This is a genomic window from Aurantiacibacter sediminis, from assembly GCF_016019885.1.
Taxonomy (GTDB): Bacteria; Pseudomonadota; Alphaproteobacteria; order Sphingomonadales; family Sphingomonadaceae; genus Alteraurantiacibacter; species Alteraurantiacibacter sediminis.
The window spans coordinates 876,414-896,371 of sequence record NZ_JAEANY010000001.1; the positions used below are offsets into that span (position 1 = coordinate 876,414).

Sequence of the window (19,958 nt, forward strand, 5' to 3'; positions counted from 1 at the left end):
GAAAAGCATTCGCGATATACCAGATGGTGTATGGACCGTTTCACTTGCTCCGCGCTAGGGATTCATTCGATCCGAAGGATCGAATGGCCAGCCCAAAGGTGAACTAAAAAATTGAGCGAGAAAAACGTCCGTTCTCCCGACATTGATGGCCTGATCCGCGAAACCTATCGAATCGTCGCCGATCCCATGCGCCTTGATGCCATGCAGGAAGCAATCGCCCGTCAAAGCACGCACTTGGCTGACGCGGCGGCAGAGCTTGACATGCATTTCGAGCAGGCCAGTCAGCTATTCGACAGCCTGCCGGAGCGAGAGGCGCGCGACTTTTCATCATTTGGGATCGATGCGGATGCCGTGCGCGCTGCTGGTGCGCCGGGCAGTCTGCTCAGGCTGGATAAGTCGCTCAACATCCTGGGCATCGATGATCAGCGCCTGTGCTCATCGGATCTGCATCCCGGTGACGATTTCGCCCAATGGCTCGCATCGGACAGCGAAACCATGGAGGACGCCCTTCGCGCGCTTGCCGAACGACAGACCGACAATGCGGCCATGGTCATCCGCTTTTACACCAGTGCAGATGATCTGCGCGGAACTCTGGGCCTTGCAGTCAAGGGTCAGCCTTCAGATGCGGCGGGGGTGATTATCCGGCGAATGGGCCTGCAATGGTCCGAGCGCGATCGGAGCGTCTTTGCCGAAGTATTCGGACTGAGCGACACGGAAACCGAATTGGTGCGGTTCCTCGTCGAAGGGCGCAGCGTCAACGATTTCGCCGCCGACCGTGGGCGCGCGATCGGCACTGCGCGTACGCAGTTGAAACGTTTGCAGCAAAAGCTTGCTGTCGGCTCCCAAGGCGAAGTGATTTCACTTTATGCAGGCTTTATCGGCCTGCTCGCCAGTGATTCACTTGCGGAAGTCGAGAATGGCGGCGTCTTTCCGGCAAAAACTGTCGAAATCGACGGCGAAAGCATTCGATACGAACGAGTTGGAGTTGCAGGCGGGACGCGCGTCATCCTGCTGCACGGCGCTGTCGAGGGGCCTTTTCTGCCGGATTCCGTCATCGCCGCCAATCGGGCTGCCGGGCTCGATTTGGTCATCCCGTGGATGCCATTTTACACAGGCGACCAGGCCCATCTGCCTGCCCCTGCGCGGATTGAATCCTTCGCGGACAAGCTTCCCGCCGTGCTCGACGCAATCGGGTGGGAGGATTGCACGATCATCGCCTGTAGCCTGTCTACTGCTTATGGTTTTGCTGCCCTGTCGCGCCATCCGGACCGCTTCTCCGGCATGGTGCTGGCCGGAATGTCCATGCCGCTGCGCGAAATCGAAGATCGCAACACCATGCCCTCATCTTGGCGCGCTCCGATGGAATTGGGCTCGCATTTCCCGCGCTTTTTCGAATTGTTTTCCCGTGCGGTCTTTCGCCTCGCCATGCGCGGGGAAGCGCATCATTATTTCGATAGGTTATTCCAAGACAGTCCGCGCGACCGTGCCACACTGCGCAATGCCGATGTTGCACGCACCATGCGCCGCGCCGCGGAGAACCGTCCTGATCGCTTTGGCGCGGCAATGGCCCATGGCCTTGCGATCCTCACGACCGACTGGTCGCCGTGGCTTGAAAAATGTGAGCGTCCCGTGCGCCTGATCTATGGTGCAGAAGATGTCGTTGTTCCGCCGCAGCAGAGCACGGACTTTGCCCGCAGACGCGGCCTCACGGCTGTAGGGCCGATCGAGGGGGTAGCCAGCTATTGCCTGTTTCAGGCACCGGCCGTTGTCTTCGAACAGGTAGAGCGGTTGCACGAAGCCGATTGATCCGGCTCGACCCTTGGCGCGAACTGATTTGTATTGACGATGATCGGCACCCGGCTCTAGTCGCATCGGCGAGGCAGGCGGGTGTAGCTCAATGGTAGAGCAGCAGCTTCCCAAGCTGACGACGAGGGTTCGATTCCCTTCACCCGCTCCAGAAATTGTGCCTCACAGGTTCGCCACTTGAGGGCTCCTTATTTGCCCTATCACTTCGCTACTTGAGGGCGGGGAGCACTTGCGGCAATGATCGTGCTGAGCGCATGACCACCTTCTTCCTCACATTCCTCGCTGTCGCGCTTGCCATGGTGGCAGGGCGCGAGGCGGTGCGTGCGGCGCGGCTGGCGGGAGCGGGAGCCAACCCGGCCGCTTTGCTTGCCATCGCCATAATCTGTTCGATCGGTGCTTGTGCAGTGGCGGCATGGCTCGGCAATTCCTTTGCCAACTTGCTCAACCCGGAGCACAAGAGATGGCTCGTCGCGGCAGCGCTTGCCTTGGCTGCGGCCGAAGTGGCTTTCCTCGATGCGCCTGCGGCGCCGCAAGAGCCGACCCAGTCGCTTGGCGCGATCTTTATAGTCCTTTTTGCAGGCGTGGCTGCCGATGCGAGCGGACTGCTCGTGCTTTCTCTCAGCGTGGCGAGTGACGATCCGATCTATGCGGCGGCAGGAGGCGCACTGGCGGTGACAGGGGTATTGGGCATCGCCATCATGGCAGGATCGGATTGGGAGCTTCTCCCGCGCGGGATATTGCGCCTTGTAATCGCAGCGCTTTTGTTTGTTGCGGCAATTGCAATCGTTTTGTTCGATTTCATAACTTAAATTGCATCGCTTTTCTCGATCAAAGCTATCCGTATTCTGGATGAAACCAATCGCCCTGATCGTCCGTTGGGAAAGCAAATAAACAATTCTGACGGAGAAAGATCATGAGCACTTCAGGTGACAATTCGAAAACCGCGTTGATCGATGGCCTCAATGGCCTGCTTGCCGATCACCTCGCGCTGTACTTCAAGACCAAGAACTTTCACTGGCATGTGAAGGGGCCGCGTTTCCGCGATCTGCACCTGCTGTTTGACGAGCACGCGATCGAAATTCGCGACCAGATCGACGATATCGGTGAACGTGTGCGCAAGAACGGCGCCGATACGCTGACCAGCATCGCCTCTGTCGCCGCGAAGACGCAGATCAAGGATCAGGATGACACGACGTTGTCCGCCGAGAAAATGGTCGAAGAACTGCGCGACGATAACCAGAAAATGGTCGATGCACTCAAAGCTCTCAAGAAGCATGCCGAAGCCGCTGGCGACAATGCGACTGATGGTCTGCTCGATGATTGGACGGACATGGCCGAAGAACGCGTCTGGTTCCTCACCTCGACGCTTCAGTAAGCGCGATCAGCCGCATAGCTATTCCGCCGCCGCAGAGTTCTCGCTCTGCGGCGGTTTTGCGTTTAGGGTCTGCATCATGATTGACATAGAATATATTCACGACGCCGAAGCGGCTGACATTGCCGCTTTCCTCGCCGATCTGCTGTCTGGCGAGCTGGCCAATACCGATGGCGACATCGCCATCAGCGTGCCCGGTGGGTCGACACCATTTCCCATCTTCGAGGAACTTGCGAAGGTCGATCTCGCATGGCCGCGTCTGGCTATCTGGCCGGGTGATGATCGTATCGTCCCTGAAAACCATCCCGCCAGCAATACCGGCAAGATCCGCGCTCTGTTCGAGCCGCTGGGCGCAAAAGTCGTCACGCTCACCCAGCAGGATGATACACCGCATTTCGCGCTCGTTTGGCTTGGGATGGGCGCTGACGGGCATATTGCCTCGCTATTTCCCAACACTGATCCCGCGCCCGGCGATGACCAAGTCTTGCGCCGCCTGACACCCGATCCATTGCCGCCGGAGGCTCCCTTCGATCGCATCACGCTCACCATGCCCTCGCTGCTCGATACAGATCGCCTGATGTTCGTTATCCGCGGCGATGAGAAGCGCGCAGTGTTCGATGCGGGCGTAGCAGGCGAACATGATTTGCCTATCGCCCGACTGCTCGGCGCGCGCGGCGATACGAAAGTGATATGCTTCACCTGATTCCCGCCTGGATTCAGCGACCGCTAATGCCGCTTGCCAACCGGGTCCGAAACTTCTGGCAGCACTATGCAAGTGTCGATGTCTATGGCGTCGCGCTGATCGGCTTTGACGCCGAGAGTCAGCTGCTGCTCGTGCGCCATTCCTATGGCGCGCGCAAATGGGCGATGCCGGCGGGCGGGATCAAGCGCGGGGAGGATCCGGAAGACGGCATCCGGCGCGAAATCAGGGAGGAATTGAGCGTCGAGCTCACCGAGCTCGAGCTGGTCAAGGAGCGCGAGGAACAAGTGCCCGGGCAAGACCGCAAGCATCATGTGTGGGTCTTCACCGCGCGAGTGCTGCAAACGCCTAAGCCCGATATGCGCGAAGTCGTGAATGCCCGCTTTTTCAGCTTGGACGATTTGCCCGAGCCGCTCGAAAAGCGCGTGCGCCCACGTCTCGAAATGCTTCAGGCGAAGAGGGCCTAAAGCAAGGAAAGCTGCGGATCGTCTCGCGGGGCGCTGCTTTCCCCCCGCTCCAGATTGCTTAGTGTCAGGCCCATCAATCGGATCGGCATGGCGAGCGGCAGTTCCGCTTCCAATATCTCGTGCGCGATCGCAGCGAATTGCGCCCTGTCAGTCACCGGCGCATCGAGCGAGCGGGCGCGCGTCATGATCTGGAAGTCGTTGAATTTGACTTTAAGCGTCACAGTGCGGCCTTTCGCCTGCTTGTCCGCGATGCGGCCCCAGACAATCTCGATGATATTGTCGAGCGTCTCGCGCAGCGCGCTGCCGCTGGAGATATCTTCGCTGAAGGTGCGCTCCCCGCCAATGCTTTTGCGAATGCGATTGGCGCGGACGGGGCGATGGTCGATCCCGCGCGCGGCCTTGAACAAATAGTCGCCGAAACTGCCGAAATTTGCGCGGAGCCATTGCGGGTCTTTCCCGGCCAGGTCTGCGCCCGTTTCGATGCCTAGCCGGGCCATCTTCTCCGCACCCTTCGGCCCGATCCCGTGGAAACGCCGGATGGGGAGCGATTGGACGAATTCGGCGCCTTGTCCGGGGCGAATGACGCAGAGGCCATCGGGCTTGTTCTGGTCGCTCGCCAGCTTGGCCAGGAATTTGTTGTAGGAAACGCCCGCACTCGCGGTCAGCTGCGTTGTCTCGCGGATCGCCTTGCGAATAGCCTGCGCGATCGCGGTGGCAGAGCCGATGCCGTGGATGTCCTCAGTGACGTCGAGGAAGGCCTCATCGAGACTCAGCGGTTCGACATGCGGCGTGTGAAATTGGAAAATCTCGCGGATCTGCGCGGAGACTTCGCGGTAGGCATCGAAGCGGCTTTTGACGAAAATCAGATCCGGGCATTTCCGCTTGGCGGTGACAGAGGGCATCGCACTTTTGACGCCGAATTGCCGCGCTTCGTAACTCGCCGCCGCAACGACGCCGCGGCCAGACGATCCGCCCACGGCCACCGGCTTGCCGCGCAATTCGGGATTGTCCCGCTGCTCCACGCTCGCAAAAAACGCATCCATATCGACATGGATGATCTTGCGCAGACCGGGCGCATCTTCCGCATCATCGTCAACAGGATTGGCAGCATTCTCGGCCATAACAGACATATAAGCAAAGGCGCGCGATGCGGGAACCGTCCAGCGCGTAACCCAGCCTTTAATCGGTGCTTTCCTTTTGTCCGCTTCGCCTTCACAAGCCCGTAGTGAGCCAAGACGATCCCGCCCAATCGGAAAATACCGCCAAGCCAAATCCGCTGACCCGCAAGCTGGGTGAGCGCGAGCTTATTTTCCTGATGGCGATGTTGATGAGCTTGCAGGCTTTCGGCATCGATTCCATGCTGCCCGCACTCGGGCAAATCGCCGCAGAAATGGGCGCAGAGGGCAATCAGCGGCAATACGTCATCGGGGCCTATTTCCTTGGCGGCGGCGTCGGCGCATTCTTCCCCGGAGCTTTTGCCGACCGCTTCGGACGGAGACCCGTGCTGGCGCTGGCGCTGGTCTCTTACATCACCCTGTCGCTCGCCTGTTCTCTGGTGACGAATTTCGACTTGCTTGTCGCGCTGCGGCTGGTGCAAGGCGTGCTATGCGCCGGTCTCAGCGTGGTGCCGCTTGCCATGGTGCGCGACCATGTCGGCGGCGACAAGATGGCGCGTTTGATGAGTCTCATCATGATGATCTTCCTGCTTGTCCCGATCATCGCCCCGGCGATTGGTCAGGGCATCATGTACCTCTTCGGCTGGCGCGCAATTTTCGGCGCGATGGCCATTGTGGGGAGCATCGCTGCAACCTGGGCGTGGCTGCGCCTGCCCGAAACGCTGAAGGAGGAGGACCGTCAGGATATTCGTGCCAAGACGATCCTCAGCAACATGGGGAAGGCGATATTCGCACGCCAATCCATCGGTTACGTGATCGGCGCCGCTCTTGTATTCGGTTCGCTGTTCGGATTCCTCAATTCCTCGCAGCAGTTGATTGCCGAGACATTCGGCCAAGGCGATTACTTCGCGCTGATCTTCGGTGGAGCGGTGCTGGGCATGGTGGCGAGCAATTTCACCAATTCACGCATCGTCGAAAAATTTGGCGCGCGTCGGGTGAGCCATACGGCACTGCTCGCCTTCATCGGCGTGTCGGCGGTGCTGGTCTGGCGATCTTTCGACGCGCCTTACGTCCTTTGGGAATTTATCGTGTTGATGAGCTGCGCCATGGCCGCGCTGGGCTTTGTCGGTGCGAATTTCAGCTCCATCGCGATGCAGGACTTCCAGCACATTGCAGGCTCTGCCAGCAGCGGGCAAACTGCGCTGCGCATGATGACCGGCGCGATCCTCGGCGCATTTATCGGCAGCCTCTATGATGGCACGCCATTGCCGCTCGCCTATTCGATGCTGGCCTGCGGGCTGCTCGGCCTGGTCGTCGTCTTGTTCAGTGAGCGGGGCAAGCTCTTCCGCCGCTTGCAATCGCCGCTGCCGCGTGCAGGAATGCCGCCGCGATGAGCGAGGCATACGACCTGATAATCATCGGCGGCGGCGTAAACGGCGCTGGTGTCGCACGCGATGCGGCTGGGCGCGGGGCGAAAGTGCTGCTACTGGAAAAAGGCGATCTGGCGAGCGGCACGTCGAGCAAATCGACCAAGCTGGTGCATGGCGGCCTGCGCTATCTCGAATATTACGAATTCGCTCTGGTGCGCGAGGCTTTGGGCGAGCGCGAGACCGTCTGGCAGATCGCGCCGCATATCGTTTGGCCGATGCGCTTTATCCTGCCGGTGACCGATGGGATGCGCCCCCGCTGGATGCTTCGCGCAGGGCTGTTCCTGTACGATCATATCGGCGGCAAGGGGCGATTGAAAAACACCAGCAGCGTCAATCTGAAGAAGCACGCTGCGGGCGCTGTGCTGGAGAAACGTTACAAGCGTGGGTTCGAATATTCGGACGGCTGGGTGGACGATGCGCGGCTCGTCGTCCTGAACGCTCTCGACGCGGCAGAGCGGGGCGCGGATATTCGTACGCGCACGCCCGTTACATCTGCGCGGCGCGAAGGCGACATCTGGCATGTCGAAGCAGGTGGCGACACGTTCCAAGCGCGAGCCATCGTCAACGCCGCGGGGCCGGAAGCGGATGATCTCGCACGGCTGGTGGGTGAGCATCCCGCCTACGGCATTCGCCGCGTGCGCGGATCGCATATCGTCGTGCCAAAGCTGTTCGACCATGACCGCGCCTACATCCTGCAGCAGCCCGATACGCGCATATGCTTTGCCATACCGTGGGAGAATGACTTTACCCTGATCGGCACGACCGATGCCGATCATTCGGGCTCGGTAGATGAGGTGCAGGCGAGTGCCGAGGAAATTCGCTATCTCTGCGATGCGGCAAACCGCTATTTCAAACAGGATGTGACGCCCGACGACGTAGTGCACACCTATGCCGGCGTGCGTGCATTGGTGGATGATGGCTCAGGCCGACCCGAAGCGGCAACGCGCGGCTACAAGATCGCCCTGTCGGACCCATCGCGCGGCGTGCCGATCCTCGGCATTTATGGCGGCAAGATCACGTCCTATCGCCATGTGGCTGAAGACGCGGTCAACAAGCTCGCAGAGCGGCTCCCGGTGCTCAAAGGCGCAAGCTGGACAGGCAAGGAGCCGCTGCCCGGCGGCGATTTCGCTTTCACTGCACAGCCCATCCTGTTCGACGTGCTGCGCGAAGACTACCCCTTCCTTTCAGACACCGATGTCGTTCGCATCGGCCGCGCCTATGGCACGCGCGCCGGCGACTGGCTGGGCGACGCGAAGAGCTGGAGCGATCTCGGGCGCAACTTCGGCGCGGGGCTCACCGAAGCTGAGGTCGATTATCTGGGCCGCGTGGAATGGGCGCAAACCGCCGAAGACGTGCTCTGGCGACGCACCAAGCAGGGCGTGCATATGAGCGAAGCCGAGCAGGCAGGTTTGCGCGAATTTATGGGCGATTAAACTCCCTTCCCGCTCGCTTGGGGGGCGCGGGTGGGCATGGGCCCGGGAGGGCCCACCCCGCTGCGACTAAGCCAGCTAGCTGGCAAGTCTCATTGCCCCTCCCGTAAACGGGAGGGGGAATCTCAAAGCAATCGCCCAATATAGTGGCGGCGAAAGCTGCGCCGCTTTCCCTTCAATACGCCCCGGCACCGCGCAAATTGTTCACCAGCATCTGGTCATGCGCCATGTGTTCGGGCTGATAGTGATTGAAATGCACTTCGATCGGCTCGAATGCGACATCGGTTGGCTCAGTCAAGCCGCGGCGTAGCTCGTCTTCATATAGATACATGCCCATGCGAAAACCATTGGCAGTAAAGGTGTGCCACAACTGCTCCTGCTCGCTGCGCAGCGCGTCCGGGATGTTCCCATTCCATCGCAGGATCGTGCGATTATAACCGACGAAATAGCTGTAATGCAGGCGCATTTGCGGTGTTACCCGTAATGGCGCGATGCCTCTGCCTTGCCGCTGGACGCTTGCCTCTGGCAGCGTGCCGCTCGCGATGATCCGCATATTCGCCTGAAAGCTGTTATGAAGAAACATGTTTTCGCGAAGCAGGGAGGCGATCATATACTCGCCCGTCTTCGTGGAATTGCTTTTGTGGATCCGGGCAAAGCTAGGGTCCATCGTAAAGCCGATCCAGAACCAGCTGAGCCGCAGCGCCTCCTGCTCCTCAGTCACCGATCGTAGCGGGTCGATGCTGTCCAGCACGAATTCCGGAAAGCCCAACTCCGCCAGGTCGCGGCGGAACGTGCCTTCCTGATTGCTGTTGCTCAGCATGACCCTGCCGCGATCGCCGATTTCCCACGGATTGCCGGGCAGCAGGAAATTGTCTTTGCGATCGAGCATAAAAGTGAGCTGCGGCGCGCTATCGAGGTAGGCAAAGGCGAGGGGGCCTTGCATGAATGCGTCCCGCCCTTCCGGCCCGATGCGGATCAGGTGCTGGCCGATCAGCGTGCTCAAATATTTGTTCTTGTTGAAATCGAATGCCCCGCCGCAGGCGAGCGCGGCATTGTTCTGCGTCATCGTGCATTCGCCGAGCAATTGCGGCTCGGTCATTTCGGTGGCCGCATGATACATGCGCCAGAAATTCTCTGTCGATGGATTATCCAGATAGGTATCCTGCAACCCGTCCCATTCCGCTTTGCGACCGGGCGAGGCATCGCGTGCGATATCCGCTATCCAATCGTTGAAAGTGCCTTCCTCGCTGCCGTGATGGAAGTCGGCAGACCACAGTGGATAGGCGATGCCCGTGGGCAAGTCGCGTAATTGGATCAGCCCAGGATTGGCGCCAGCCGCGTTTGTGCCGCGCAGCAGGTCAAGCATTTCGGCGCGCGCCTGATGAGCCTGGCCGAGCGAGGTGATCGTCGGCCCTGAAAGCGTCGGCAGCAGCGTTTGCAATTGCCGCCCGAACGCGATGTCGCGCTCCACACTGGCGATGGCCGGATCGGAAGATGTGCCCGGGAGGACCGCGCCGCCCGGCTGGAATGGGCGAAACTCGCGCGCATTGGTTGGCTCGAAGCCGAGCTCTGTCCGCATATCGGTCACCGCCATGACGAGGGCATCGGCCTGTTCCTGCGTCGCCCCATCCAACAGAGCGCGACGTTCGATATCGGCATCGGTGCTGCCGATGCGGGCGAGGTCAATGAAGTCCGGCCCGTGGCATCCCGCGCAGGAGCCTTTGGGATGAACGGTCAAATCGTCATTGCGCCACAGATCGAGCGCAATTGTATATGCCTGTTGAGACGTCAGCGCAGTCGGCGTGGGCGTCGGTGTCGGACTTGGGGCGGATGCGCTGGGCGATTGCGGTGACCCGCCATCTCCCCCACCACAGGCCGATAGAAGGAGCGCAGCTGCGCTCGCCAAAATCGCATTTTTCGAAGCGGTCAATTTTCGTCTCCCGACTGTCGTGGGAGACGCTAAGGACCAGCGCCTTTACACTTGGTTACTTCCGAGTGAATTCGCATCTGGCGTTCAGGGCAAGGCTGCGCCTCTTGCGGCGGTGAAAATCTTATACCACTGCTCGCGCGTCCAGCTAACCTGCATCGCCTTCGCAGCATCGGAAATGCGTTCCGGCTTTTGCGAGCCGATGATCGGCACGATGCCAGCAGGATGCGCCATGAGCCAGCTATAGGCGGCGACCGCCCGGTCCACGCTGAGCTCCTCCGCCATCTCGCCAAGCACATCCGCCACCCGGCGATCGCGCTCGCTTTCGGCCGTCATGAGGCGACCGCCGCCAAGCGGGCTCCATGCCATCGGTGTGAGGCCAAGCCGCATTGCCTGATCCATCTCGCCATTGTCGAAAGGCTCGATGCGCAGCGGGCTGATCTCCGGCTGCGTAGCGCTGAGCGGCGTGTCGAGAAAGCTTGCAAGCGCTTCGATCTGCGCGCTGGTGAAATTCGACACGCCGATGGCGCGCACTTTGCCGCTCGCCACCGCGTTATCGAGAAAGCCGGCCAGTTCTTGCGGATGGGTGAGGATGTCTGGCCGGTGGATCAGGTAAAGGTCGATCACATCCGTGCCGAGGCGTGTAAGCGATGCTTCAAGCGCAGACTGCATATATCCGCGCGATTGGTCGTAGGGCACCGGCGGCATGATCCCGCCTTTGGTGGCCAGCGTCATGCGTTGGCGAAGCGAGCGATCGGCACGAAGAACCTCACCCAGCTTCCCCTCGACATCGCCGAAGCCGCTTTCGCCATTAAAGCCGTAAATGTCGGCCGTATCGATGAAGTCTATCCCCGTATCGAGCGCGGCGGCCAGCAGCATCGCGAGATCGCGGGTTGTGCCATCGCTGCGCCACATGCCCCAAGCCAGGGGACTGATGGTGATATCGGTCTCGGTCTGGCCGAGATTGCGGCGAGTGGGCGTGGGGAGGCGCTGCGTCATTTCGCGGATCGCCTTGGCGCATGGTCCGCTGTGTGTCTAGCCAGCCTGTTCAGGTGCCATCACGCAGCCATGCAAGAGCTTCTGCCTGCGAGCTGAAAAATGCGACATCCAGCCCTTCGCTCAGGCGGCGATATTGCATGCGGACAGTCGCAGAATCGGTCACGATCGCAATGCGCTCCAGCCCGGCGCGCTGTGCCCCCTGCAGGTGCTTTGAAATCAATTCGCCGACTTCGCGATTTTGCGCTGTTAGCTCCGACATGTCGCCCAGCGCGCGCAGGCGGTTCCTCGACATGAGTATGGGCGTCGCGTTGGCATCGAGCTCTTTCAGGAAGCCAAGCATGCGATCCCGATCCCAATAGCCCGCAACGGCGAAGTGGATTTCGCCATGCTCATCATCGATATCAATGCGATAGGTCGGATCGAGATTTGCCATGATTGCCCCTTACCAGTCTTGAGTAAAAATTCCTTTGATGCGCCCTGCTGCCTCAGTCCTCTGCAGCGTCGACTTTTGCCAGCAGCGCCTCGACCTGCACTTGCGCCCCCTGGCTTGCAGAAAGCTCCGCCACCACGCCATCGAACGGCGCGGTGAGGGCGTGTTCCATTTTCATCGCTTCAAGCACCATCAGCCGCTGGCCTGCGGTGACACTGTCGCCTTCTGCAACATCGACTGCGATCACTTTGCCCGGCATCGGCGCGAGGATTGCACCGTCGCCTGCTGCGGCCGCGCCGCCGCCGCGACTTGTGCGCGCGAATTCGAAGGCGAGCCCATCGGCGAAGACTACGGTGCGCGCATCATCGACAAAGGCGCTGGCATAAGGCTCGGCTTCTGCATTCACCACATTTACAGTGCGGCTACCGCTCTTGTGTGAGAGCGCGAGCCTCAGGCGATCCGGAGCATTAAGACGAAATCCTGCCAGCGCACCAAAATCCTGTTCTTCCTCCTCCGCCGCGAGGGTGAAAAGCGCGGCCGTTTCCCAGATCGCATCATCGGCTGTGTCATCGGCGACCAGCGTATCGATCTTGTTGGCGATGAAGCCTGTATCGAGTTTCGCGTCGATGAAATCGGGATCGAGAAGGGCATTGGCTATGAACGCGGCGTTGGTCCGGACAGGCCAGACCTCCACCGTGCTGGCGATTTCGGCGAGGTCGTGGATCGCGCTTTCGCGGTCCTCTGCCCAGACGACGAGCTTGGCAACCATCGGATCGTAATGCGGTGAAATTTCATCGCCTTCGGAAACGCCCGTTTCAATGCGGCCATCTTCGCCCAGATCGAAATGGTCTAGAGGTCCGGTTGACGGAAGGAAGCCGGATGACGGATCCTCCGCATATAATCGCGCTTCGATCGCCCAGCCATCGATGCTGAGCTCCTCCTGCTTTAGTGGGATCGGCTCGCCGCTTGCGACGCGTAGCTGCCATTCGACCAAGTCCACGCCGGTTATCTCCTCGGTCACCGGGTGCTCGACCTGGAGGCGGGTGTTCATTTCCATGAAGAAGATGCGGTCGCCGCGCAGGCCTTCGCTGGCGTCGGCGATGAATTCGATCGTGCCTGCGCCCTCGTAATCGACCGCCTTCGCAGCGCGAACGGCGGCGGCGCAGATTTCTTCGCGCGTAGCCTCATCCATGCCGGGGGCGGGGGCTTCCTCGATCACCTTCTGGTGGCGGCGCTGGAGCGAGCAATCGCGTTCGAATAGGTGGACGACATTGCCGTGGCTATCGCCGAAGACCTGCACCTCGATATGGCGCGGCGAGGTGATCCATTTCTCCAGCAGCACCTCGTCATTGGAGAAGCTGGCCTTGGCCTCGCGGCGGCAGCTTTCGAGGTCGGCTTCGAAGTCTTCGGCACGCTGGACCTTGCGCATGCCCTTGCCCCCGCCGCCCGCGACAGCCTTGATAAGGACAGGATAGCCGATGGCATCGGCCTCTTTCTTCAGCCGCTTGACCGACTGGTCCTCGCCCAGATAGCCGGGGGTGACCGGCACGCCCGCTTCCTGCATCAGCGTTTTCGCGGCATCCTTCAGGCCCATCGCGTCGATGGAGGAGGGTTTGGGGCCGACCCAGATCAGTCCGGCATCGATCACCGCCTGCGCAAATCCGGCATTTTCCGATAGGAAGCCGTAACCCGGATGGATCGCCTCCGCGCCTGTCTCCTTGGCCGCGGCGATGATTTTCTCGCCGACCAGATAGCTTTCCGCCGCGGGCGAGGGGCCGATGTGGACAGCCTCATCCGCCATGCGCACATGCAGCGCTTTTGCATCGGCGTCCGAATAGACCGCGACGGTCGCCACGCCCATTTCACGCGCGGTGCGAATGATGCGGCAGGCAATCTCGCCGCGATTGGCGATGAGGAGTTTAGCGATCACAGTAACCCTGGTCCCATTGCTTGGGCAGGTCGCTGGTTCGACCTGCCAAATAATCGGCAAAAATTTGCTGAACTTCAGCCAGCGTGAAAGCGCATTCGGAAGTCAGATCCGGGTCATGGGCAAACAGCTTTTGCCACCACAACCTTTTCGGCTTGGGTTTTGCTGGCGGCAGCTCCGGGTGACGCGGGACTGCGTGGAAATGCGTCTCCTCGCCCCCGCCTTCTCGCTTTTCCACGACGAGCCCGTTACCGAAGACGGCAGTCTGGATATATGTGCTGCCATCAATGCTCAGGATTGCACGGTCGGAGCCATCGCCAAGCCGCGAGAGTTCCGCGCGAAGCTGGTCATGTGTCACATCATCGATGTTCGCAAGATCGGTTTCCAAGTGCATCAGTTTTCTGAGCAGCCCTCGGTGATGTGGGAATAGGTAACAGTGGCGATTTTCCATTCGCCCTCCACCCGCATCAGGGTGAAGATATTTACGCCGCAATGGCTGCGATTGCCATCGATGAGGAATTCGAAATTTGCGGTGACGACAGCGACTGGCCCGTCTTCAAATCCGCGCAGGTTCCAGATCGGTTCCTGCAGCGGGACAGGGCTGTTTACAATATGTTGCGCCAATGCGCTCAGGGGGACGAGGCCGACGCGGTCCTCGCCTTCGCGCTCTTCGATGAAGGCGACGGGGGCCTGATCGACAAGCAATTCCATCATGGCCGCTTCGTCGGCCGCATCGAATGCGTTCATGAACGCGACGACTGTCTGGATAGGCTCTTCGGCCTGCCGATCGCTCTGCGCAATCGCAGGCGCGGACAGCGTGAAAGCCAACGCTGCGAAGAGGCTGGAAATCAGTTTGCGCATTGGGCTTCTCCTCACTCCGGGTCGGAATGCCTGCACATAGTTGCAATTGCAACCGCACGTTGCGCCGCACGTTATTCCTCGAGCCGGCGGATATCCTCATCGGGCAGCGGCTCCATCGCGGCATCGGGGATGGGGCCTGCCATGCGCGCCATCATCATCAGCTCACCACGCGTCCATTTCGGCATTTTGAGAGGCGGATAGGTGCCAGAAATCGACTCTTTCAGCGCCGCGCCGACGAGGCCTAGCTTGACAGGCAGCGTGGTGTAGACGCGGCTATCCCACGCCGCACCTCTGCGCGCGGCAACTTCCCGGCCGATTTCGCCGTAAATATTGGCTGCGGCGAGGATCGCCCAGCGCTGCCGGAAACGCAGCCGCATTGCGCCGATACGGGCGGCAGCATCATGCTTGGCAGCCATGTCCGTCATGCGCCGCGCGAGCGTTACCAGCTGCTCACGATATTGCGGCTTCATGTGCTGGCCGGGCGGGATGTCCATTTCGACCAGCCATTCTTCAGGAATGTAGCAACGCCCCGCCGCATCATCTTCCCAGATATCGCGGGCAATATTGTTGAGCTGGAAGGCAAGGCCAAGATCACAGGCGCGGTCCATAGTCTCGGTCTCATCGGCCGGCACGCCCATGACGCGCGCCATCATCACGCCGACAGCTCCAGCGACATGATAGCAATAGCGCATCAGATCGCCCTCGGTGCGCGGTCGCCAGCCTTCTGCATCAAGCATGAAACCTTCGATCACATCGTCGCACATTTCACGCGTAAGGTTTGTCTCGGCGGCAACGAGGCCAAGCGCATCGAAGGCGATATCGGCAGTCGGCTGGCCATCCAGCGCGCGGTGGGTGAGAATACGGATCGCCTCCACCCGGTCCTTGGCAGAGGCTTCGTCAAGCTTCAGATCGCCGCCATGGTCCTGCCCATCGGCAATATCGTCGCAGCGGCGGCACCAGGCGTAGAGCAGATGCGCGCGTTCGCGCGTGTCCCTGTCGAACAGCAAGGAGGCGATCGCAAAACTCTTCGAACCCTTGGCAATGCTCTCACGCGCCCGCCGCACCAGAGACGCACGCGGCCTGCCACCGCCAGCCTGTGCGGGTGTGGAGCGTAGGATCTGGCTCGCAACAAGGGGGCGCGGCTTGATACGTTTCACAGATCGTCCACTTTCATCTGTACGATCGTCTTGATCGGTTCATAGGCTTCCATCTTCGCGAGCAATCCGTCGAGCGTGTCGGAAACCTGCATGATGCCTTGATGCATCGGTCGCACGAAGCCGACTTTCGCCATATGGGCGTTGAACTCGACCAGGCCATCGTAAAAGCCGAAGGCGTTGAGCAGGCCGACGGGGCTCTGGTGATAGCCCAATTGCGCCCAACTGATTGCTTCCCACAACTCATCCATCGTGCCGACACCGCCGGGCAAGGTTATGAACCCGTCGGACAAGTCAGTGAAGTACTGCTTGCGCTGGTGCATGGTGTCGACAACGTGCAGCTCGCTGCAGTCGAGATTGGCAACTTCCATGTCTTTCAACGCCTGCGGGATGATCCCGATCACCTCGCCGCCTTCCTCCAGCGCGGCATAAGCGACGGCGCCCATCAGGCCAGCCTTTCCGCCGCCATAGACAACGCCGATCCCGCGCTGCGCGAGCGTACGCCCGACGTCCGCAGCTAGCTCCATATAGCGTGTATCTTCAGGCGTGGCGGAACCGCAATAAACGGCGATTCGATTCACGAAGCCAGATCCTCGATCATCAAACCAGCTGTCGCCTTGGCACTGCCGACAACGCCCGGAATGCCCGCACCCGGGTGGGTGCCTGCACCGACAAGGTAGAAATTGTGGATCTTGTCGTCACGGTTGTGGCCGCGGAAGAAGGCGCTTTGCCACAGCACCGGCTCGAGGCTGAAAGCGCTGCCCAAGTGGGCGTTCAGATCCTGTGAGAAGTTCTTCGGAGCATAGTGGAACTTGTGGGTAATCCGGTCATGAATGTCCGGGATCAGGCGGCGGCCCACTTCATCGAGAACGCGCTTTTCCAGCTGCGGGCCGACTTCGTCCCAGTTCACCGGCATCTTGCCCATGTGGGAGACCGGGACGAGCGCGTAAAAAGTGCTTTTGCCTTCGGGCGCCATGCTGGGATCGGTCACGCTCGGGTGATGGAGATAGACGGAGAAATCGGACGGCAGCACGCCCTTGGCATAGATATCGTCGACCAGCCCCTTATAGCGCGGGCCGAACAAGATCATGTGGTGCGGGATGCCGGGCCAATTGCCCTCGACGCCGAAATGCACGACGAACAAGGAGGGCGAGAAGCTCTTGCGGGTCAGTGACTTGCCGTAGGATTTGCCGCGATGGCTCTTGCCCAGCAGGTCTTTATAGGAATGCACGATGTCGGCATTGCTGGCGACGGCATCGAACTTGGCCGACCAGCCGCTCTTCGTTTTTACACCGGTCGCGCGGTCGCCCATGGTTTCGACTTCTTCCACGCCGTCACCCACGCGCATTGTTCCGCCGAGCCGCTCGAAATGGCGGACCATCCCGGCAATCAGGCGATTGGTGCCGCCGCGCGTCCACCATACGCCTCCATCCTTTTCGAGCTTATGGATGAGAGCATATATGCCGCTCGTTTTCATCGGGCTGCCGCCGACGAGCAGCGTGTGGAAGCTCAGTGCCTCGCGCAGTTTTTCATTGCGGATGTATTTGCTGACGATCGAATAAACGCTGCGATAGGCCTCATGCTTCATCAGGGCAGGCGCGGCTTTCAGCATGCTTTTGAAGTCCAGGAAGGGCACTGTGCCAAGCTTCACATAGCCTTCCTCATGCACAGCTGCTGAGTATTCGAGGAAGCGTTCATACCCTTCGACATCGGCGGGATCGAGTTTTTCGATTTCCTTGCGAAGGTTTTCCTCGTCATTCGAATAATCGAAATTCGTGCCATCGGGCCAGTTGAGGCGATAGAACGGCGTGACCGGCATCAGCTCCAGATCCTCGTCCATGTCATGGCCGGAAAGCTCCCACAGCTCGCGCAGGCAATCAGGATCGGTGACGACCGTAGGCCCCGCATCGAAAGTGTAGCCTTCCTCCTCCCAATAATAGGCGCGGCCACCGGGTTTATCGCGGCTTTCCACGACGGTGGTCTGGATGCCGGCGCTTTGCAGGCGCATGGCAAGGGCCATGCCGCCGAAACCGGCGCCGATTACGCAAGCTGTCTTACCTTCGGGAGTGGTCATTGTGTGTCTTTCAGATGGGACGGAGTGAGGGGAGGCGAATTGGAAAGGAGAGCATGCACACCGCGCCAGATGGGAATGGGCGGCTTACCGCTCAGTGTGCGCACCTTGTCGGCTAATGTCGATTGCCCGGCATAGAACCTTTCGATCAGCGGCTCGGGCAGGCCATAGAAACGCTCGAAGATGCGAAAACGATCCTCAGGCGCAGCACCGATAAACAGCATGCGGCCAAGCGCGCGGTAAAAGCTCATCGCAGACCAGTGCTTGCGCGCCTTCGCCTCGATTTTCGCAGAAAGTTGTTCGCCCGGAAGATCGGCATCTTGAGCAATGGCCAAAGCGACATTGACGGCAATGGGCAAAGTATAGCTGGTGAGTGGATGGACGAATCCTCCCCGTCCACCTGCAAGCGTGACGCCCGGAATGCGGGTCGCTTTCTGATAGGCCCGGAAATTGCCGCCGGTGATGACGGGCAGTACTCCGGTTTCGAAGCTCACCGGATCGCCTTCCAGCCCGTGTTGGCGGCAATATTGATCGATCCGGCCTGACAGTGCGCTGCGATCGAGATCGTGGCGATCGGCATAATACGTGTCTTCGACGAACACGTCGTGCGCGCCGAGGGGAAGGACGTAGACAAAGCGATAGGCAGAGCCGTTGCCGGCAGGCGCCACCTGGTCGACGCAGGCATCCATAATGATCGGCTTGGTCACGCCGTGTGGCTCATGCGTATGGACATGGCGGCCCATGAAAACCTGCCAGCCACCGTTGAGGTGTGAGGTGGGGGCAAAGCCGCGGCAGTCGATCACGCTGCGGGCAGTGATCGTTTCGCCATCAGCCAAATGCACCGCATCGGCAGACAGGCTCGTCACCTCTTTGCCAGTCAAAGTCGTTTCGGGCGCGAGTTCTCTTTTCAGAGCGGCAGCAAAATCCTCGCTGGTGAGTGAGAGATAATTTGCATCGAGCTCCCGTTTCAGATCGGGAAAATGGATGGCATACCCATCGTCCCAGGTCATCTTGCGAAAGCGCGCCATCAGCGCCTGGCCATCAGGCGAAAGATCGGTGTCGAACCAGCTCCAGCGGTGATTGCCGCCCAGCATCGGCCCGCTTTCGATAAGCCGCACACGCATTTCCGGGCGATGCCGCGCGAGGGCAAGCGCGATCAGGCCGCCGGAAAGTCCGCCACCCACAATCGCCATATCGCATACGCGCCCGCTCATCATGCAATGCCTTAGCGGAATGAGCCTTGGGTGCAACGATGGTCTAGAGACCGTGACGACACGTGCTGGAACCCGAACGGCATTTCACCCGTTCATGGCCGGATATTGAGGGAAAAATCACATGAAGAAAGCTTTTGTCTGCCGCACTCTGGCTGGTGCCCTGCTGCTTGCCGCAGCTCCTGTTGCAGCGCAGGATGTCGAGGTAGAGGCCGGACCGCCCGCTGATCCGGGCATTCCTGCAGACTCCGTGCTCGCAGGCGATTTCCTTACGCTGGGCGCGGGGGCAGCTTACACGCCGTCCTATCAGGGTTCTGACGATTATGTGATTTCCGTCCTCCCGGCCATCGTCGGCTCAGTCGGCGGGATAGATGTTAATCCGCGCGCCGGCGGTGTGACCGTAGACTTCATCGAAGATCCGCGTTCCGGCATCGGCTTTGATCTCGGCGTTGCCGCGCGCATTCGTGCAGATCGCACGAGCCAAATCGAAGATGAGGTGGTCATCCAGTATGGCGAGCTCGATACGGCGATCGAAGTCGGCCCTTCGGTCGGCGTCAACTATCGCGGGCTGCTCAATCCCTTCGACAATATCTCTGCCAGCTTGGATGTCATGTTCGACGTGGCAGGCGCGCATGAAGGAACGGTTGTCACGCCTTCGGTTTCCTACACGACGCCCCTCAGCCGCGCGGTCCTTGCCAGCCTGACGGTCAATGCAGAGTGGACTGACGAGAATTATCGCGATTATTACTTCACCGTAGACCCGCTGAATTTCATAGGTCCGCAACCGGACGCTCTGCCTGCTTTCCAGGCCAGTGGAAGCGGTTTCAAGTCGATTGGCGCTGCCACATTTGTTGCCATCGATCTGGATGGCGATGTGACCAATGGCGGTCTCGGCGTGGTTTTGCTGGGCGGCTACTCACGCTTGCTCGGCGACGCAGCCGATACCCCCTTCACCAGCATTCGCGGCTCCAGAGACCAATTTCTCGGCGCGATCGGGCTGACATATACGTTTGGATTGTAATGGGATTGTTGACGCACAAGGAGGGGCAAACGTGCGG

At 60.2% G+C, this 19,958-nt stretch carries 19 protein-coding genes and 1 tRNA gene; 9 read left to right on the plus strand and 11 right to left on the minus strand.

Translation table 11 applies throughout. The features are described from left to right. The first annotated feature begins 111 nt into the window (after nt 1–111). From I5L03_RS04485 to I5L03_RS04510, 6 genes are all read left to right on the plus strand, one after another. Nucleotides 112–1,806, plus strand: coding sequence for an alpha/beta fold hydrolase (locus I5L03_RS04485; protein ID WP_197920484.1), 1,695 nt, complete (start codon nt 112–114; stop codon nt 1,804–1,806). 77 nt (nt 1,807–1,883) lie between these two features. Beyond that, nucleotides 1,884–1,957 (plus strand) — tRNA-Gly (locus tag I5L03_RS04490). A 103-nt stretch (nt 1,958–2,060) separates the two neighbouring features. Beyond that, nucleotides 2,061–2,615: a hypothetical protein gene (locus tag I5L03_RS04495; protein WP_197920485.1), complete on the plus strand. Its 555-nt coding sequence runs from the start codon at nt 2,061–2,063 to the stop codon at nt 2,613–2,615. Between the two features lie 104 nt (nt 2,616–2,719). Next, nucleotides 2,720–3,181 carry a Dps family protein gene (locus I5L03_RS04500; protein WP_197920486.1) on the plus strand — a complete coding sequence of 154 codons (462 nt, stop codon included), beginning with the start codon at nt 2,720–2,722 and terminating at the stop codon, nt 3,179–3,181. 76 nt (nt 3,182–3,257) lie between these two features. Next, the gene (locus I5L03_RS04505; protein WP_197920487.1) at nt 3,258–3,881 is read left to right on the plus strand and encodes a 6-phosphogluconolactonase; all 624 of its coding nucleotides are present in this window, start codon (nt 3,258–3,260) and stop codon (nt 3,879–3,881) included. Nucleotides 3,882–3,907: 26 nt separating this feature from the next. Continuing rightward, nucleotides 3,908–4,345 (plus strand): NUDIX hydrolase, encoded by a 438-nt coding sequence (locus tag I5L03_RS04510; RefSeq protein ID WP_197920488.1) that lies wholly within the window; start codon nt 3,908–3,910, stop codon nt 4,343–4,345. Here the strand turns inward: I5L03_RS04510 and dinB are convergent. Continuing rightward, nucleotides 4,342–5,466 carry a DNA polymerase IV gene (gene dinB, locus I5L03_RS04515; protein WP_197920489.1) on the minus strand — a complete coding sequence of 375 codons (1,125 nt, stop codon included), beginning with the start codon at nt 5,464–5,466 and terminating at the stop codon, nt 4,342–4,344. The two genes, I5L03_RS04510 and dinB, sit on opposite strands and share 4 nt — an antisense overlap. A gap of 104 nt (nt 5,467–5,570) precedes the next feature. Between dinB and I5L03_RS04520 the strand changes: the two genes are divergently transcribed. Both I5L03_RS04520 and I5L03_RS04525 read left to right on the plus strand, forming a co-directional pair. Beyond that, on the plus strand, nt 5,571–6,854 hold the full coding sequence (locus tag I5L03_RS04520; protein WP_325100081.1) for a multidrug effflux MFS transporter: 1,284 nt from the start codon (nt 5,571–5,573) through the stop codon (nt 6,852–6,854). After that, nucleotides 6,851–8,323: a glycerol-3-phosphate dehydrogenase gene (locus tag I5L03_RS04525; RefSeq protein ID WP_197920490.1), complete on the plus strand. Its 1,473-nt coding sequence runs from the start codon at nt 6,851–6,853 to the stop codon at nt 8,321–8,323. Before I5L03_RS04520 ends, I5L03_RS04525 begins: the two co-directional genes overlap by 4 nt. Before the next feature lie 172 nt (nt 8,324–8,495). Here I5L03_RS04525 and I5L03_RS13410 read toward each other — a convergent pair whose 3' ends face one another. The 10 genes from I5L03_RS13410 to crtY all read right to left on the minus strand — a co-directional run bounded on the left by I5L03_RS13410 (nt 8,496) and on the right by crtY (nt 18,906). After that, the gene (locus tag I5L03_RS13410; protein WP_234035016.1) at nt 8,496–10,250 is read right to left on the minus strand and encodes a hypothetical protein; all 1,755 of its coding nucleotides are present in this window, start codon (nt 10,248–10,250) and stop codon (nt 8,496–8,498) included. 84 nt (nt 10,251–10,334) lie between these two features. After that, nucleotides 10,335–11,246 (minus strand): aldo/keto reductase, encoded by a 912-nt coding sequence (locus I5L03_RS04535; protein WP_197920491.1) that lies wholly within the window; start codon nt 11,244–11,246, stop codon nt 10,335–10,337. 49 nt (nt 11,247–11,295) lie between these two features. Next, complete coding sequence (locus tag I5L03_RS04540; protein ID WP_197920492.1) at nt 11,296–11,679, minus strand: STAS/SEC14 domain-containing protein; 384 nt, start codon at nt 11,677–11,679, stop codon at nt 11,296–11,298. A gap of 52 nt (nt 11,680–11,731) precedes the next feature. Beyond that, nucleotides 11,732–13,606 (minus strand): acetyl/propionyl/methylcrotonyl-CoA carboxylase subunit alpha, encoded by a 1,875-nt coding sequence (locus I5L03_RS04545; protein WP_197920493.1) that lies wholly within the window; start codon nt 13,604–13,606, stop codon nt 11,732–11,734. After that, a complete protein-coding gene (locus I5L03_RS04550; RefSeq protein ID WP_197920494.1) occupies nt 13,596–13,997 on the minus strand; it encodes a hypothetical protein in 402 nt (133 codons plus the stop codon). Before I5L03_RS04550 ends, I5L03_RS04545 begins: the two co-directional genes overlap by 11 nt. After that, on the minus strand, nt 13,997–14,464 hold the full coding sequence (locus I5L03_RS04555; RefSeq protein WP_197920495.1) for a DUF2059 domain-containing protein: 468 nt from the start codon (nt 14,462–14,464) through the stop codon (nt 13,997–13,999). The genes I5L03_RS04550 and I5L03_RS04555 overlap by 1 nt, the downstream gene beginning before the upstream one ends. A gap of 71 nt (nt 14,465–14,535) precedes the next feature. After that, a complete protein-coding gene (locus I5L03_RS04560; RefSeq protein ID WP_197920735.1) occupies nt 14,536–15,582 on the minus strand; it encodes a phytoene/squalene synthase family protein in 1,047 nt (348 codons plus the stop codon). A 35-nt stretch (nt 15,583–15,617) separates the two neighbouring features. After that, on the minus strand, nt 15,618–16,199 hold the full coding sequence (locus tag I5L03_RS04565; protein WP_197920496.1) for an LOG family protein: 582 nt from the start codon (nt 16,197–16,199) through the stop codon (nt 15,618–15,620). Further along, entirely contained in the window at nt 16,196–17,692 is a 1,497-nt protein-coding gene (locus I5L03_RS04570) for a phytoene desaturase (protein ID WP_197920497.1), read from the minus strand. The genes I5L03_RS04565 and I5L03_RS04570 overlap by 4 nt, the downstream gene beginning before the upstream one ends. Further along, on the minus strand, nt 17,689–18,906 hold the full coding sequence (gene crtY / locus I5L03_RS04575) for a lycopene beta-cyclase CrtY (RefSeq protein WP_325100082.1): 1,218 nt from the start codon (nt 18,904–18,906) through the stop codon (nt 17,689–17,691). The genes I5L03_RS04570 and crtY overlap by 4 nt, the downstream gene beginning before the upstream one ends. Nucleotides 18,907–19,024: 118 nt before the next feature. On the opposite strand from crtY, the gene I5L03_RS04580 reads away from it, so the two are divergent. Then, complete coding sequence (locus I5L03_RS04580; protein ID WP_197920499.1) at nt 19,025–19,921, plus strand: MipA/OmpV family protein; 897 nt, start codon at nt 19,025–19,027, stop codon at nt 19,919–19,921. Nucleotides 19,922–19,958: the final 37 nt, after the last annotated feature.

Bases quoted from the DNA above. Each gene is read 5' to 3' on its own strand.
- I5L03_RS04495 (WP_197920485.1), top strand. From the start codon at position 2,061: ATGACCACCTTCTTCCTCACATTCCTCGCTGTCGCGCTTGCCATGGTG.
- I5L03_RS04500 (WP_197920486.1), top strand. From the start codon at position 2,720: ATGAGCACTTCAGGTGACAATTCGAAAACCGCGTTGATCGATGGCCTC.
- I5L03_RS04505 (WP_197920487.1), top strand. From the start codon at position 3,258: ATGATTGACATAGAATATATTCACGACGCCGAAGCGGCTGACATTGCC.
- I5L03_RS04510 (WP_197920488.1), top strand. From the start codon at position 3,908: ATGCCGCTTGCCAACCGGGTCCGAAACTTCTGGCAGCACTATGCAAGT.
- dinB (WP_197920489.1), bottom strand. From the start codon at position 5,466: ATGGCCGAGAATGCTGCCAATCCTGTTGACGATGATGCGGAAGATGCG.
- I5L03_RS04525 (WP_197920490.1), top strand. From the start codon at position 6,851: ATGAGCGAGGCATACGACCTGATAATCATCGGCGGCGGCGTAAACGGC.
- I5L03_RS04535 (WP_197920491.1), bottom strand. From the start codon at position 11,246: ATGACGCAGCGCCTCCCCACGCCCACTCGCCGCAATCTCGGCCAGACC.
- I5L03_RS04540 (WP_197920492.1), bottom strand. From the start codon at position 11,679: ATGGCAAATCTCGATCCGACCTATCGCATTGATATCGATGATGAGCAT.
- I5L03_RS04550 (WP_197920494.1), bottom strand. From the start codon at position 13,997: ATGCACTTGGAAACCGATCTTGCGAACATCGATGATGTGACACATGAC.
- I5L03_RS04555 (WP_197920495.1), bottom strand. From the start codon at position 14,464: ATGCGCAAACTGATTTCCAGCCTCTTCGCAGCGTTGGCTTTCACGCTG.
- I5L03_RS04570 (WP_197920497.1), bottom strand. From the start codon at position 17,692: ATGACCACTCCCGAAGGTAAGACAGCTTGCGTAATCGGCGCCGGTTTC.
- crtY (WP_325100082.1), bottom strand. From the start codon at position 18,906: ATGATGAGCGGGCGCGTATGCGATATGGCGATTGTGGGTGGCGGACTT.
- I5L03_RS04580 (WP_197920499.1), top strand. From the start codon at position 19,025: ATGAAGAAAGCTTTTGTCTGCCGCACTCTGGCTGGTGCCCTGCTGCTT.